The sequence below is a fragment of the Marinobacter sp. G5_S1_61_S3 genome (assembly GCF_054968585.1).
Map to the genome: position 1 here is coordinate 224,845 of NZ_JBQKUK010000002.1, position 12,487 is coordinate 237,331.

The following is a 12,487-nucleotide window of genomic DNA, read 5'->3' on the forward strand; positions in this document are numbered from 1 at the left end:
TTACCTTATAGTGGACCACACGCCTTCAACCCGACAACCGGATTCCGGAAATTACGATGTCCTTCTCCAGAATTTACAATCAGGCAGCCGCCCGCAAAGGCGGCGAAGTCGAGCTACGCGCCATATTGCCCCGGGTTGCGGCGCCCGGTGAGCTTGAAGCCATGGCTGACGACCGCTACCTGTCCGAGGTTACACGCTGCGTCTTCAAGGCCGGTTTCGTGTGGCGAGTGATCGAGAACAAATGGCCGGGATTTGAAGATGCCTTCAAGGGGTTCGTGCCGCTGTACTGGCAGCAGGTTCCGCCAGAAGTGCTGGAGGATCTGGCACAGGATGAACGCATTGTGCGCAACATGCAGAAAATCCGAACGGTGCCGGACAACGCCCGGATGATTGTGGATGGCGCCCGTGAGCACGGTGGCTTTGGAGCCTTCCTGAGCCAATGGCCTTCGCACGATCAGATCGGCTTGTTGATGTGGTTCAAACGCCACGGCGCCCGCCTTGGCGGCAACACCGCCCAATATTTTCTGCGCCGTGTAGGTTGGGATGGCTTTATCCTGTCGTCGGATGTGGCCGCCGGGTTGCATCGGGAGGAACGGCTGGATGCCAGCCCCGGCAGCAAAAAGGCCTTGATGCAGGCACAGCAGGCCTTCAACGACTGGCATAAGGAAACTGGCCTGCCCTACAGCCATCTGTCGCGAATTCTGTCTTACTCAGTGGGAGATTAGATGCGTTCCGCCCTGTTAATGCTCGCCCTTTGGTTGATGACCTCCACGCTTTCTCTGGTCCACGCCAACCCGTTGCTTGAGGCGGTGAAAACCGTGGAACAGCGCCTGGACGCACGCGTGGGCATCGCCCTCTATGATTCCGGGACTGGAGAATCCTGGGACTATCACGGCGATGACCGTTTCCCCATCACAAGCACCTTCAAAACCCTGGCCTGTGCGGCGTTGCTGGCAAAGGTGGATAACGGCACTGTTGATCTGGATCGGCGAGTGATCTTCAGCAAGGACGATCTGGTGACCTATTCACCGGTCACTGAGACACGTGCAGAGGAAGAGGCAGGTATGAGTTTGCGGGAGCTGTGTGAAGCGACCATGGCCACCAGCGACAACACCGCCGCCAATCTGGTACTGGGGGCCATTGATGGCCCCGACGGCGTTACCGCGTATGCACGCGATCTGGGCGATACCGTTACGCGGCTGGACCGGACGGAAACCTCACTCAATGAGGCCACGCCGGGCGACCTGCGAGATACCACAAGTCCCAAGGCGATGGTCGCGAACCTCCGCAAATTGGTACTTGGTGAGGCGCTATCCAAAGGTTCCCGGGATACTCTGGTTACCTGGCTCAAAGGCAACCGTGTCAGTGACAACTTGCTCCGGGCAGCGATACCACCGGACTGGACAATCGGAGACCGCTCTGGAGCCGGCGGCCACGGCTCCCGTTCAATCACTGCCGTGCTATGGCCACCCCATCGCCCGCCTCTGGTGATCGCGATCTATATAACGCAAACCGGTGCGTCTTTTGATGAACGTAATGGCGCTATCAGAGACCTCGGGGGCGCTATTGTGAAGCACTTCTGATCGCCAGCAACAGCTGCCGGCCTGTCAGAATTCTTTACACACTGCCTTCAAGGTTGCGCTCAAAAATCATCGTGGCATCTGAATTCAAGGAGAATTTTTGACAGTGGCCCACATGTTGCGTTTATCAGTGCAGATCAACACTGATGACCATTAAGGAAAGGCCACATGAGCATTATCAACCGTATCGCCACACTGGGCATCCTTGCCGCAGGCCTCGCATTCGCCGCTCCGGTAACCGCTAACCTGATCGAGAATGGCAGCTTCGAAAACCCCAACGTGACTACGGGCACCTGGCAGTTTTTTACATCTGACCAGGTCGCTGGCTGGACCGGCAGCAACATTGAAATCTGGGAGAGTGGCTTCAACAGCGTGAACGCTTATGACGGCAGCCAGTTTGCCGAGCTGAATGCCCACCCGGACATGGATGGCCCATTTGGCATCTACCAGACCATTGATACCACCATTGGCCAGCGTTATGACCTGAGCTTTGCTTACCGCGCTCGCCAGAACAATTCTGAAAGCTTCATGTTGTCCCTGATTTCCGATGGAAACAGTGCCGATTCGCTGCTGAATGATCATGTAACGAGTGGCTGGAGCATCTTCTCAGGAAGTTTCATTGCCAGCGCCCTGGAAACCACCATCAAGTTCACTTCCGTGAGCCCGGATGGCACCGTCGGCAACTTCCTCGACGACGTAAGAGTAACCGCACAGGTCCCTGAACCGGGCACGCTGGCGCTGATGGGGCTAGGTCTGCTCGGCCTGGGCTTTCGCCGTCGCCGCTAGTCGCTGGCTAAAAAAACGCTCGACCTCTAAAAGGGCCCCGTAATGATGATTGTGGGGCCCTTTTTGCCATCATCGCCCGCCAATGGCAGGATAAGCGCTTTCCGTGGTCATGCTGAAGGGCGCTATGAATCCCACCATTGAGCTTCTTAAATCACACCGTTCAATCCGCAAGTTCCAGAACCGCAGGATTCCCCGCGAGCTCTTCGAGGAACTGATCCGGGCTGGCCAGAGCGCCGCTACGTCCAGTCATGTGCAGGCTTACTCCATTATCCATGTGGTCGATCCGAACAACCGAGAGGCCCTTGCGGAGTTGAGTGGCGGCCAACGCTATGTGGCGGAAAGTTCGGATTTTCTGGTGTTCTGCGCAGACATGAAACGGGCCACGGATGCCGCGGAACGCGCAGGTGCCGAGGTAGTCCGCGGGATGACCGAGCAGTTGCTGGTGGCCAGCATCGATACTGCCCTGGTGGCCCAGAACGTTGCCACCGCAGCGGAATCGGCGGGGCTGGGCCTGTGTTATATCGGGGGCATTCGTAACAACCCAGCGGAAGTCAGCGAATTACTACGTCTGCCGGAGCATGTATATCCGGTGTTCGGTATGTGCCTGGGGTATCCGGACCAGGCTCCGGAGGTGAAACCGAGACTGCCACTCGCGTCCATCCTTAAAGAGGATTATTACCAGGGCGAACGCGATGCGGACCTGGTGGCGGAATTCGACACCACTATGAACACCTATTACCAGGCCCGCACCGGGGGCACCAAGGACACCAACTGGTCGCAACAGCTGAAACCACTGTTTACATCCAAGTTGCGCCCCCACATGCGGGATTTCCTGCGTGGCAAGGGCTTCGAGATGAAGTAATCAGGATCGCCGGGATACTTACACTTACCCCGGAGCACCTACCAGCGAGCGGTAGACATCCACCATCGCCAGGGTAACCGCTGTGCGGCTACGCACGGCCGCATCCCGGGTGGCGGTGAACTCCTGTTCCGCCGTCAGCACCTCGAAATAGCCGATAAACCCTTCTTCATAGCGAGCCCGGGCCAGTTCCACGGCGTGCTCGGCATTATTCATCGCCTGTTCCAGCCGCTCTTCCCGCTGTTGCGCTCGCTGATAACGCACCAGCCGCGTTTCTGCCTCTTCCAGGGCCTCCAGCACCGTTTGCTGGTAGCTGGCCAATGCCGCACGGCTATCGGCTCCTGCCGCCTCGATACGGGATTTGACCCGGTCGTGGTCCAGGAACGTCCAGTCAATGCCGAGGGCTACGCGGCGGGTTTCCGCCGGGCCGGTGAACAGATCGCTGGTGTCGCCGGCAACGGAACCGATTAGCCCGCTCAGAGTAAAGCGAGGGAACAAGTCAGCGGTGGCCACCCCAATGCGGGCGGTGGAGGCCGCCAGGCGTCGCTCAGCAGCGGCGATATCCGGGCGGCGGCGCAGAACTTCCCCCGGGCTATCCACGGGAATCGTCGGCAGGGTTTCCGGCAGCGCTCCACGAGGTGACAGCGTATCGACAAGCGCCATCGGCGGCTGGCCCGTCAGCACGGAAATGCGGTGCATGGCCCCTCGTATCCCCGCCTGCAGGGTGGGCAATTCGGCCCGGGTCCGTTCCAGTTGGGCACGGGCACGGACCTGATCAAACTCGGTACCACGCCCCGCCTTTACCCGGGCTTCCACGATGTCCAGTGACTGCTGCTGCAAAGCCACACTCTGCAGGGCAACCTGATACTGCTCCTGAAGGCCTCGCAGCTCAAAATAGCTGCTGGCCAACTGGCCCGCGATGGCTACCTGAACGGCACCGAGATCGGCACCGGCTGCCTCCAGTTCCGCCCTTTGGGCCTCCGTCGCACGGCGAAGGCGCCCGAACAGATCCAGCTCCCAACTGGCGGCAACGCCAGCCTGGTAACGCTGCACCCGTTCTGGCCCGGCACCGGGGGGAGATTGCTCAATATCCGCAAGATACTGTTCGGCGCCAGAGGCGCTGGCCGTGACGCTGGGCCATTGATCCCGCTCGGCGCCATACAGCAGGGCGGCCGCGCGCTCATAGCGAGCAACAGCGCCTTCCAGGCTGAGGTTGGCGGCCAGGGCATCATCAATCAGGCGCGCCAGCAGAGGATCATTAAATCCCTGCCAGAAACGCTGCTGGTCGGTTCCACCGGCAACCATGGTTCGCCCTTCCGAAAACGCATTTGGTTCCGGTGTCGTCGGGGCCTGGTAATCCGGGCCCACGGCGCATCCTGTTAACAGGGCCAGAGCCCCCGTCATGGTGATGACTTTAAGCATGGCTACCTCCTGGCAATGCGTCTTCGCTATCGCCGTCATCGGAAGACAGTGTGGATGTATGATGGCTCTTCAGCGGGTGACTTCCAGAGAGCTTGCGCAGCGCCACGTAGAACACCGGAGTCAGGAACAGGCCAAACAGGGTGACCCCGATCATGCCGGCAAATACGGCCGTGCCCAGAGCCTCACGCACCTCGGCGCCCGCGCCGGTGGCCAGCACCAGGGGCACAACCGCAGCGGTAAAGGTGATGGAGGTCATGATGATGGGCCGCAGCCGCAACCGGCAGGCTTCCAGCGCCGCCTCCACAATGCTCCGCCCCTGAAGCTCCAGTTCGCGGGCAAATTCCACGATCAGGATGGCGTTCTTGCAGGCCAGGCCAATCAACACCACCAGACCCACCTGGACAAAGATATTGTTGTCCCCGTCGCTAAACCACACGCCGATCAATGCCGAGAGCATGCACATGGGCACGATGAGGATCACCGCCAACGGCAGGGTCCAGCTCTCATAAAGCGCTGCCAAAACCAGGAACACCAGCAGGATGGCAAGCGGGAACACCACCAGCGCGGCATTACCCTGGGTGGCCTGCTGATAGCTCAGGTCGGTCCATTCAAACGCCATTCCGGCAGGCAGCACCTGGTCCGCCAGCGCTGTCAGCGTATCCATGGCCTGGGCCGATGACAGCACCCTTGGGTCCGCCTCCCCGGCGATATCCGCTGCGGGGTAGCCGTTATAACGCAATACCGGGTCCGGTCCGAAGCTCTGGCGAATGTTCACCATCGAGCCGATCGGCACCATCTCGCCCTGGTCGTTACGGGTGCGCAGGCGGGCAATGTCCTCCACGCTGTCGCGGTAGGGGGCATCTGCCTGGGCGATGACCTGCCAGGTACGGCCAAACCGGTTGAAGTCGTTGACATAGGTGGACCCCAGGTAGGTCTGCAGGGTGTCGAACACTTCAGTCAGGGGCACGCCCTGGGCCTTGGCCTTGAGCCGGTCCACTTCCGCATCCAGTTGCGGCACATTGGCCTGGTAACTGGTGATGGGATACCCCATGCCCGGTGTCTGGCTGATGGCCCCCTGGAACTGGTTCACCGCGTTCTGCAGGGCCCCGTAACCGAGATTCCCACGGTCCTCGATGAACAACTGATAGCCGGAGCCATTACCCAAGCCCAGGATCGGCGGTGGCATGAAGGAGAAGGCAAAGCCTTCTTTCAGCCCACTGATTCTCTGGTTGATCTGGGCGTTGATCTCCCCGGCACTGAGGCTGCGCTCGTCAAACGGTTTCAGGGGAAAGAACACCACACCGGTGTTGGAGGTGTTGGTGAACTGCAGTGCGTTCAGGCCGGGAAATGCCACGGCGTTGGCCACACCTTCGGTTTCCATGGCGATGTCGGTGACTTTCTGTAGCAATTGATCGGTACGCTCCAGGGAGGCCCCTTCCGGCAGTTTCACGCCCGCCATCAGATAGAGCTTGTCCTGGATGGGGATGAAGCCCGGCGGCACCGCCTTGAACATCAGCCCGGTACCCGTCAGCAACAGCGCGTATACCACAAACACCGCACCGCGCCGGCGCAGGGAGCTGGACACGCCACCCTGATACTTCTCGGCGCTGGCGTTGAAGAAGCGGTTAAAGGGCCGGAACAGCCAACCAAACAACGCGTCGATCACACGCTGCAGCCGATCCTTGGGGGCGCTGTGAGGTTTCAGCAGCATCGCCGCCAGCGCCGGCGACAGGGTCAGCGAATTGATGGTGGAAATTACCGTGGAAATGGCAATGGTCACCGCAAACTGCCGGTAGAACTGGCCGGTAACCCCGGAGAGGAACGCCATGGGAATGAACACGGCGCACAGCACCAGACCGATCGCAATGATAGGGCCAGAGACCTCCTTCATGGCCTGATGAGCCGCCGCCAGCGGTTTCAGGCCTTCCTCGATGTTACGCTCGACGTTCTCCACCACCACGATGGCGTCGTCCACCACGATACCGATCGCGAGCACCAGGCCGAACAGCGTCAGGGTATTGATGGAGTAGCCCAACAGGTACAGCGCGCCGAAGGTGCCAATGACCGACACTGGTACCGCCAGCAACGGGATAATCGACGCCCGCCACGTCTGCAGGAACAGCGTGACCACCAGTACCACCAGCAACACCGCCTCCAGAAGGGTGGCAATGACCGCCTTGATGGAATCGCTGACGAAGATCGTAGTATCGTAAACCGCCTCATACTCCACCCCTTGCGGGAAGCGGGCAGACAGTTCATCCATAGTGGCGATCACTTCGTCGCGGATCTCCAGGGCGTTGGCGCCCGGCGCCTGGAAAACACCCAGGGCCACCGCATCCTTGCCATCCAGTTGCGAGCGCAGGGTGTAGTCACCGGCCCCCATTTCCAACCGGGCCACGTCTTCCAGGCGCAGAATCTCGCCGTTGTCACCGCGCTTGAGCACGATGTCACCAAACTCTTCCACGGTTTCAAGTCGGCCACGGGCGTTGATCAGTGTCAGGAAGTCGCTGTCCGGCACCGGTTCCGCGCCAATCTGGCCGGCAGACACCTGTACGTTCTGCTCACGCATGGCGCGGACGACATCGCTCGCCGTCAGGCCACGGGCCGCAATACGGTCCGGGTCCAGCCAGGCGCGCATGGCGTAATCACCGCCACCGAATATCTGCGCGTCGCCAACACCCTGGATCCGGGCCAGCCGGTCGCGCACATGCAACCGCGCGTAATTACGCAGGTAGAGCGTATCGTAGGTGCCGCTCGGTGATGTCAGGTGCACCACCATCAGGAACGTGGGCGACTGCTTCTGGGTGGTCACGCCCTGCCGCCGCACCTCCTCCGGCAGCCGGGCCTGGGCCTGGCTGACACGGTTTTGCACCCGTACGGTGGCCTCCTCGGCGTCGGTGCCTGGCCGGAAGGTGACGGTCATCTGAAGAACGCCGTCCGAGCCCGCCACGGACTTGAAGTACATCATGTCTTCGACACCACTGATGGCTTCTTCCAGCGGTGTGGCCACGGTTTCGGCAATCTCCTTGGGGTTGGCGCCGGGGTAGACGGTGCGCACGACCACCGACGGAGGCACCACTTCCGGGTACTCGCTGACCGGCAGGTTCGGAATCGAAATCAACCCGATGGCAAAGATGATGATGGACAGCACCGCCGCAAATATCGGCCGGTCGACAAAGAATCGGGAGATATTCATTGCGCCAGCTCCTGGGCGACGGCAACGGCGCCTTCTCCCTGGTCGGATTCTTTCATGGCAACCAGCTGCGGCTTGACTTGCATACCAGCGCCAAACACCTTCTGCACACCATTGATGATCACAAGATCGCCATGGTTGAGACCTTCACGGATCACCTGGAGATCATCCACCTGACGGCCAGTAGTGACCTGCCGGGGCGCAACCCGATCCTGTTCATCCACCACGTAGACGAAACGACGGTCCTGATCGGTCAGCACCGCCTTGCGGTTGACCAGCAGTGCCTGGTCCAGCTCGGCCACGGGCATTTCCACACGGGCAAACTGGCCGGGTTTAATCAGGCCGTCCGGGTTGTTGAGCACGGCACGGTACTGCAGGGTGCCGGTCCCCGGATTCAGGTGATTGTCGACGAAATCCAGCTCGCCCTGGTACTGACGGCCATCCTCGCCACCCAGTGAAATGAGCACATCCCTGGGCTGACCATTGGCAAGCAGCTGCTGGCTACTGAACGCCGATTGCTCATCGGCCTCGAAATACACGTGCACCGGGTCTACCGAAACTACCGTGGTGAGCAGGCTCTGGTCGGCGTTCGCCAGGTTGCCCTGTGTCACCAGGGCCCTGCCAGTCCGGCCACTGACAGGTGCAGTTACACGGGTGTACTGCAGGTTCAGCTCGGCGGTATCCAGCGCGGCCTGGGCAGCCTGTACACGGGCCCGGGCGCTCATCAACGCGGTATTGCGCTGATCGTATTCCTCACGGGATATTGCCCGGCTTTCCAGCAGCGTCTTGGCCCGGCCGGCTTCACTTCTGGCCAGATCAAGCTGGCTGTTGGCCAGCGCCAGTTCGGCACTCGCCGCCTGCTTTTGGGCTTCGTACGGACGTGGATCTATCTGGAACAACAGCTCGCCGGCCTGCACCAGTTCGCCTTCCTCAAAGGCCACCTTGTCGATGTAGCCACTGACGCGAGGCCGCAAGTCCACCGTTTCCGGCGATGCCACACGGCCTGTGAATGATTCCCAGAGAGTGACCGGTTCCACGACCACTTCCGCCACATCCACCTCCGGCGGAGGCGGCATGCTTGCAGCTTCATCGCTTTGCGCCTCGCAGCCGGTCAATAAAACAGTGATCGCTACAGCCAGGCCCAGTAAACGGCCAGACCCTCTGAACGGTTTTGCAGTCAGACTTTCCATGGTTTCTCGCTCCGCTATCGGGTTCACCTTGTGGGCGTTCCCGTTTTTGCCAAGTAATCGGTTGGATCGCTTGTTAAGTCGCTTGGGGTAAAACGAATTCGACACGAAGCTTATTTCCTCAAGTTAACTTGAGGTCAATAACCTTGAATCGAGATGCTGGCTATGGGTGACATAGCGCCGGTTAATCGGATCGGGTAATGTTTACCCAACGGGAGCACAACAATATCCAGTGGAAGGCATAAAGCGGTATCGGGTTACTGCGGGAAGCTTGCCCGATTCTGCCGGCATGGTTTATGCCGGAGAGGCCGGGTTGCCAATTTCTGCGTGGTCATTGCCTGATCCTGCAGAAATTGCCTGAGAACCCGTACAGTTCAGGTTATGAAGGATTATACTGCCGCCAAAGGGAGACCCACCGATGACTGCCAACGTTCCTGAGATTTCCGGAAATCTCACGCTCAATCTGCAGCAACAGCTCGCCCGTGTCGCCAGTCAATGGACGACACACCAGGGCATTCAGGGTTCAGCCATTGATGGCTTGGAATTGATACGCTGCAACGAACCGTCCAGCTGCGGTTCCAGTGTCTATGAACCTTCATTGTGTTTCGTGATTCAGGGCACCAAGACCATCCAATTGGGTGACCGCGAGATCACCTACCAGCCCCTGTCCTATCTGGCCAGTTCAGTCCACCTGCCTGTACTGGGGCGAATTGTTGATGCCTCGGAGGAACACCCCTATCTGGCGGTAAAGCTCAAGGTAGACCCTCAGGAAGTGGCGGAGCTAGTGCTCGAACTGGGTGACAAGGCACCCCCGCTGCACCCGACCGAATCCTGCCCGGAGGTGCAATGCGGCCTGTGTATGTCGTCGATGGATGAACGGATGCAGAGCGCGCTCTACCGGCTGCTCAGCCTGCTGGATTCGCCCGGTGATATTCCTATTCTGGCACCCCTGGCTCGGCGGGAAATCATTTATCGCGCTCTGATTGGCGAGATGGGGTCACGGATGCGTAAGTTTGCGGCCGCTGATTCCCAGGCACACCGCATTTCCACGGTTATCTCGACGTTGAAGGATCATTACGCCGAACCGCTACGAATCAGTGAACTGGCGGAAGCGGCCAATATGAGCGAATCCACCCTGTACCATAGTTTCAAGCAGGTGACCCGGATGTCGCCACTGCAGTTCCAGAAGAAGCTGCGTCTGCATGAGGCCCGGCGCCTGATGCTGACCGAGGGGCTTGAGGCTGCCACCGCCAGCTATCGGGTGGGTTACGAAAGCCCTTCGCATTTCAGCCGCGAGTACAGCCGCCTGTTCGGTGCACCGCCCAGGGCCGACGTTACGCTTCTGCGTGGCGAACACCGGACCGCAGAGCCAGTTTGACCCCTCACACTCAGGCGTAGAACAGCAGTGGCACAAACGCTACCAGTACCAGTGAAATGCCCATGGCAATCAGTGGCATGATGATACGCTCGTGGCGCTGGTAGAAGGTGCCCTCTTCCTGCTGTGCTGCCAGCACTTCCGCTTCCCCGACAACCTGCCTCGTCAACAGGTGGTTTAGCGCCACCGGCGGGCTCAGGTAACCCAGCTCGAAGGCGACCAGGGTCACCATCCAGAAGTGAATCGGGTGTATGCCACTGCTGTAGGCGATGGTGGCCACGGTGGCGGTCACCAGGATAACGGCGCCGAAGGCGTCCATGATCATGCCCAACACCACCAGGATCAGCACCATCAGCAGCATGGCAGACCAGGCACTGTCGAATGCCTGGGGGAAGGTTCCCATAATATGGGAGCGTTCGATCACCCCGCCGATACTGACCGACAGACCCAGCAGCAGCAACAGCGCGCCGATTTCCGCCGTGGTGTCGTTGGTGGCCGAGCGCAAGCTGCGTTCCAGGCCCTGGTGATTGATCTCGCCACTGGCCCGGCCTTTGCCGTTTTTCAGGCTGACATGTTCGTACAGCAGGATGGCCAGCATGATCACCGGTAACAGCCGAGGGGCAGAGAATTCATCCATCTGCACATCCAGTGCAAAACGGTACAGCAGTACCACCGCAGCGATGACCAGCGCATAAGGGATCAGATGCTTCAACGCTGACATCATGGGTGGAAAGGCCGTGGAGGCCGGAGCCAGATTGAACTTGCTCTGACGGTTCACCGTGAGGGCCACCACCGTGAACATGGTCGCGGTGAGCACGAACACCCATATACCCCAACCAAACAACTCGTCGGTGGTGACTTCCCGGTTCAGGTAGGCAATGACCACCACCAGCAGACAGGGCCTCAGGACCACGCCCATGGACCCGGACATGGCGGTTGCCGCCAGGGCCAGATGACGGCGGGCGCCGGCAGCGCGTAGTTCGCTGTAAATAACCGCGCCGGCCGCAATGACAAAGATCCCGGACGCGCCAGTGTAGGCAGTGGGCACCGCAGCCACCAGCACCGCTACAACAGCAAGCATTTCAGGTGGCATGCGCCAGGGCCGGAAGACATTGAACACCAGGGTGGCCAGGCGCGTCTGCTTCAGCATCATGCCTACCCACACGTACAGCCCGACGTTCAGGAACATGTCGGAGAGCTCCATCATTTTGCCCAGATAGATACCGATACCGGAGGCGTGACCAATCAGCGCAAAGTAAGTCCCCGAGATAAGGCACATGACGGTATAGAGAGGCACCGCCAGGAAGGCTTTGTTCAGATCACCGCCTTCCCTCAGGTCATCCGGCACCCTGACGAGCCGATACAGGCTGGTGAGCGTCAATGCGGCAAAACCGGTAATCCACAGGTTATGGAGCAACAGCTCATCGGACGACATGGTGGTGTCGGCGCCAAAACTGGACTGGCGGAAGATCACGCTGGACCCCAGGAGCATGGCATTGGCGACGGTCTGCAGCGTGTGGGAAACCATGTAGTCCAGGCGGGTCTCCATGGCCCGCATGGCAATGTGGTGGCGAGTCAGGGTGGCGGTCACCGCGCACAGCATTACCAGGATCACCAGTATGTAGCGCTGGGACTCCAGGCCGAAGGCAATCAGGTCGGCCACAAACAGCTCCACTGCCCGGTAGGCTTTTACGCCGGGAGTAAGCTTGTCTTTGAGGTTCTCGTAACTCTGGTAGCTCTGGCGGCAATCCGCCACCGAACGTTCAATGGCCAGGCGAACTTCATTCGGGTCCTTTTCCGACTCTCCCAGCAGGGCCGCCATGGGATTGTCGGAGCCCTCTTTCGCCAACTCTTCCTGAACGGCGGCGTCGATGTCCACGTTCGGGTCACAGGTGGGTTGTACCGGGTCGACTCTCAGCTTGTAGTAGCCGCTCCACAATTGCTCGCCGCCACGCAGCATCTGATTGTGGATGTCGCTACTGGTGGAGAACAGCACCACCGACAGCAAAAGCAGACAAGCCGGCAGAGAGGACAACCACTCCAACCCATTACGTCGAAAACCACCCTGGGACATAACAGCTCACT

9 protein-coding genes are annotated in these 12,487 nt (G+C 59.9%); 5 read left to right on the forward strand and 4 right to left on the reverse strand.

Annotation, left to right across the window (positions count from 1 at the left end):
* The first annotated feature begins 56 nt into the window (after positions 1-56).
* The 4 genes from ACTRWH_RS02540 (at position 57) to nfsA (ending at position 3,228) form a co-directional block, all read left to right on the forward strand.
* Positions 57-725 carry a DNA-3-methyladenine glycosylase I gene (locus ACTRWH_RS02540; RefSeq protein ID WP_462825839.1) on the forward strand — a complete coding sequence of 223 codons (669 nt, stop codon included), beginning with the start codon at positions 57-59 and terminating at the stop codon, positions 723-725.
* Positions 726-1,583, forward strand: coding sequence for a class A beta-lactamase (bla, locus tag ACTRWH_RS02545; protein WP_126811110.1), 858 nt, complete (start codon positions 726-728; stop codon positions 1,581-1,583).
* Positions 1,584-1,748: 165 nt separating this feature from the next.
* The gene (locus ACTRWH_RS02550) at positions 1,749-2,366 is read left to right on the forward strand and encodes a PEP-CTERM sorting domain-containing protein (RefSeq protein ID WP_462825840.1); all 618 of its coding nucleotides are present in this window, start codon (positions 1,749-1,751) and stop codon (positions 2,364-2,366) included.
* A gap of 109 nt (positions 2,367-2,475) precedes the next feature.
* Positions 2,476-3,228, forward strand: coding sequence for an oxygen-insensitive NADPH nitroreductase (nfsA, locus tag ACTRWH_RS02555; RefSeq protein WP_462825869.1), 753 nt, complete (start codon positions 2,476-2,478; stop codon positions 3,226-3,228).
* A gap of 24 nt (positions 3,229-3,252) precedes the next feature.
* Here nfsA and ACTRWH_RS02560 read toward each other — a convergent pair whose 3' ends face one another.
* Genes ACTRWH_RS02560 through ACTRWH_RS02570 form a run of 3 tightly spaced genes read right to left on the reverse strand, consistent with a single transcriptional unit; the run spans position 3,253 to position 9,030 of the window.
* Positions 3,253-4,647, reverse strand: a complete 1,395-nt coding sequence (locus tag ACTRWH_RS02560; protein WP_462825841.1) for an efflux transporter outer membrane subunit — start codon at positions 4,645-4,647, stop codon at positions 3,253-3,255.
* Entirely contained in the window at positions 4,640-7,843 is a 3,204-nt protein-coding gene (locus ACTRWH_RS02565) for an efflux RND transporter permease subunit (protein ID WP_126811101.1), read from the reverse strand. The genes ACTRWH_RS02560 and ACTRWH_RS02565 overlap by 8 nt, the downstream gene beginning before the upstream one ends.
* Positions 7,840-9,030: an efflux RND transporter periplasmic adaptor subunit gene (locus ACTRWH_RS02570; RefSeq protein WP_462825842.1), complete on the reverse strand. Its 1,191-nt coding sequence runs from the start codon at positions 9,028-9,030 to the stop codon at positions 7,840-7,842. Before ACTRWH_RS02570 ends, ACTRWH_RS02565 begins: the two co-directional genes overlap by 4 nt.
* A 415-nt stretch (positions 9,031-9,445) precedes the next feature.
* Here ACTRWH_RS02570 and ACTRWH_RS02575 point away from each other — a divergent pair, with 415 nt between their 5' ends.
* Positions 9,446-10,405: an AraC family transcriptional regulator gene (locus ACTRWH_RS02575; RefSeq protein ID WP_036211352.1), complete on the forward strand. Its 960-nt coding sequence runs from the start codon at positions 9,446-9,448 to the stop codon at positions 10,403-10,405.
* A gap of 10 nt (positions 10,406-10,415) precedes the next feature.
* Here the strand turns inward: ACTRWH_RS02575 and ACTRWH_RS02580 are convergent, their stop codons facing one another.
* Positions 10,416-12,476 carry a TRAP transporter large permease subunit gene (locus tag ACTRWH_RS02580; protein WP_462825843.1) on the reverse strand — a complete coding sequence of 687 codons (2,061 nt, stop codon included), beginning with the start codon at positions 12,474-12,476 and terminating at the stop codon, positions 10,416-10,418.
* Between the last annotated feature and the right edge of the window lie 11 nt (positions 12,477-12,487).